The 2,971-nt window shown below is 60.0% G+C and carries 2 protein-coding genes and 1 pseudogene; 2 read left to right on the forward strand and 1 reads right to left on the reverse strand.

Translation table 11 applies throughout. From position 1 onward, the window contains the following. On the forward strand, window positions 1-409 hold a 409-nt coding region (locus FHT75_RS36215), incomplete at its 5' end, for a glycosyltransferase (protein WP_246713327.1). A 16-nt stretch (window positions 410-425) separates the two neighbouring features. Further along, window positions 426-2,629, forward strand: a pseudogene (locus tag FHT75_RS35510) (glycogen debranching N-terminal domain-containing protein). Between the two features lie 40 nt (window positions 2,630-2,669). Here FHT75_RS35510 and FHT75_RS35515 read toward each other — a convergent pair. Then, window positions 2,670-2,894, reverse strand: coding sequence for a hypothetical protein (locus FHT75_RS35515; RefSeq protein ID WP_028756281.1), 225 nt, complete (start codon window positions 2,892-2,894; stop codon window positions 2,670-2,672). Window positions 2,895-2,971: the final 77 nt, after the last annotated feature.

Genomic DNA, 2,971 nt, shown 5'->3' on the forward strand with positions numbered 1-2,971 from the left:
AGAGTTCATCGGCGAGATCGATGAGCATCAGAAAGCAACCTTCCTTGGAAATGCAGGAGCCTTGCTTTTCCCGATCGATTGGCCGGAGCCGTTCGGACTGGTGATGATCGAGGCAATGGCCTGCGGCACTCCGGTCGTCGCCTTCGGCTGCGGCTCGGTGCCGGAGGTGATCGACAACGGCGTGTCCGGAATTCTGGTCGACAGCGTCACCGACGCGGCCGAGAACGTCGAATGGGCGCTTCGGATGGATCGCCACAAGGTGCGGGCCACGTTCGAGAAGCGCTTTACCGCGGAAAGGATGGCGTACGACTACCTCGACCTCTACCGTAGCCTACCCGGCGTCCGTTCCAAAGTCGCTCCAGTTCGCCGGTCGAACGGGCAGCCGCTCGACTTGCAGCTCGTCGTCTGAGATTTCAGGAGGAGCAATGTCTTCTATAGACAGCAGCCCAGTGCCAGCATCGTCCGGCCCGATGGCAACGGTCGAGAAATTTTTCATTCCGGCTACCTCATCACTGCAGGAGCGCCGGCCGCTCACTCTAAAGCACGGCGATACTTTCGCCGTCTTTGATCACAATGGCGATGCAGTTTCGGGACCAGACAGCCCGGAAGGCCTGTTTCATCGCGATACCCGATATCTCTCGCATCTCAGCCTGACGATCAACGGCAAGCCCCCAATGCTGCTGTCGTCGATACTGCGCGATGACAACGCGACGCTCACCTGCGACCTCACCAATCCCGACCTCTTCGACGACAAGGGTCGGCTTGTCCTCGGCCACGACGTCATCCACCTGCGCAGGTCTCGCTTCCTCTGGAATGCTCAGTGCTACGAGCGACTGTCGATAAGGAATTTGATGACCGCCCGCGGCCCATTCGTATCGAGATCACTTTCGGAGCGGATTTCGCCGATCTCTTCGAAGTTCGCGGAACCGTAAGGGCAAAAAGAGGGCGCCATCTTTCTCCTGTCGTTGAGCAGGATTGTGTCTTTCTCTCCTATATCGGCCTCGACAACCAAAATCGATCAACGCAACTTTCCTTCGATCCGAAGCCGACCGAACTCACCACCGGCCATGTCACTTATAATCTCCAGCTGGCGCCGCACGAGAGCCGGTCTCTGTTCATAGAAATCGGCTGTGACCAGAAGGAGACTCGAAAACCCGTCCATCGTTCGTTCTTCCTTGCGCTGCGGGATTCGCGCAGAGCCCTGCGCGCCTCTTCGTCGCGCGCCGCCTCGATCACAACGTCGAACGAAATCTTCAACGAAGTCGCCCAACGCAGCATCTCCGATCTCTACATGCTGATGACCGACAAGCCAGAAGGCCCCTATCCCTACGCCGGGATTCCCTGGTTCAGCACAGTCTTCGGGCGCGATGCTCTGATTACGGCGCTGGAGACGCTCTGGCTCGATCCGGAGATCGCACGCGGAGTTCTTGGCCACTTGGCAACCAACCAGGCAACGGAGATCGATCCAGTCGCAGATGCGGAACCCGGCAAGATCCTGCACGAGGTGCGCTGTGGCGAAATGGCCGAGCTCGGCGAGGTTCCTTTTCGCCGCTATTACGGCAGCATCGATTCGACGCCGTTGTTCGTGATGTTGGCCGGTGAATATCTCGGGCGAACCGGTGATTTTGCGACCATCGACCGTCTCCTGCCGCATATCGAAGCCGCACTGACATGGATTGATGACCATGGCGATCGCGACGGCGACGGCTTCGTCGAATATGGGCGACAGACGGAAGAAGGGTTGGTCAACCAGGCATGGAAGGACAGCCACGACTCCATTTTCCACGCGGACGGGACGCTCGCCAAGGGTCCGATCGCGATCGCCGAAGTTCAGGCCTACGTCTATGGCGCGTGGCAGGCGGCGGCCGAGATCTTTCAGCGCCTCGGCCGGCCGGAACGGGCCGCCGGCTTCTTAGCGCGTGCGGAGGGGCTGCGTCGCACCTTTGATACGAGCTTCTTCGACGAGGAACTTGGCACCTACGTGCTGGCGCTCGATGGCGACAAGCGACCCTGCAGGGTCCGCTCCTCCAATGCCGGCCATGCCCTGTTCACCGGCATCGCCTATCCCGAACGGGCCAGACAGCTCACCCTCACTTTGATGAGTGCCTCGTCCTTCTGTGGCTGGGGCATCCGCACCATTGCCTCCACAGAGGCGCTCTACAATCCCATGAGCTATCACAACGGCTCGATCTGGCCGCACGACAACGCCCTGATCGCCAGGGGGCTTGCTCGCTATGGCTATCGCGCGGAAGCCGCGCGGATCTTTGAGGGACTCTTTGCCGCTTCGACCTATATCGAATTGCGGCGGCTTCCCGAACTTTTCTGCGGCCTGCCGCGCAGGCGCGCGCAGGGACCGACCTTCTATCCGGTCGCCTGCTCGCCGCAGGCATGGGCGGCGGCAACGCCTTTGTCGTTATTGCAGTCGTGTCTCGGTCTTGAGTTCGATCCGAACGCCTTGCAGATCAGCTTGAACGAGCCGCGCCTTCCGAGCTTCCTCGATGAGGTCACGTTGCGACACCTGTTAATCGGCAATGGTTCGGCAGACATCGCCATTCGACGTTCCGGACTCAATGTCGTTGTGGACGTGATCGATCGCAAGGGCAACATCCGCGTGCTCGCGACGGCATGACCGGTTGCGTCGATCGCGCCCGGAGCAGCGGCCAGTGATGTCATCTATCCTGCTCTTCCTCCTCGGCGGAAAGCAGATCAACGAGCGCGGCAACCCTGCCTGTCGGCAGACGGCGACCTTCGCCCATCAAGGCTTCGTCGTTGTTGGCCCACGCAAATGCCTCGGCAAGTTCAGTCTTGGTCGCACCTGTCGCGATGACTTCAGCCACCAGCGTTTCGTCGGCAGGCCCAAGCACGGCGATGACGTCGTCTGCGGTCATTATCATAGCAACTTTCTCCTCTCTCCCGCTCGGCCCAGATATGGTGGCGCCTCGGAAAATTTTCAATTTTTTCCACCGAGAAA

The sequence above is a fragment of the Rhizobium sp. BK112 genome (genome assembly GCF_014193215.1).
Lineage (GTDB): Bacteria > Pseudomonadota > Alphaproteobacteria > Rhizobiales > Rhizobiaceae > Rhizobium > Rhizobium anhuiense.

What these genes read in the sequence shown, in the direction of transcription:
- FHT75_RS35515 (WP_028756281.1), bottom strand. Translation starts at nt 2,894, where the DNA reads ATGATAATGACCGCAGACGACGTCATCGCCGTGCTTGGGCCTGCCGAC.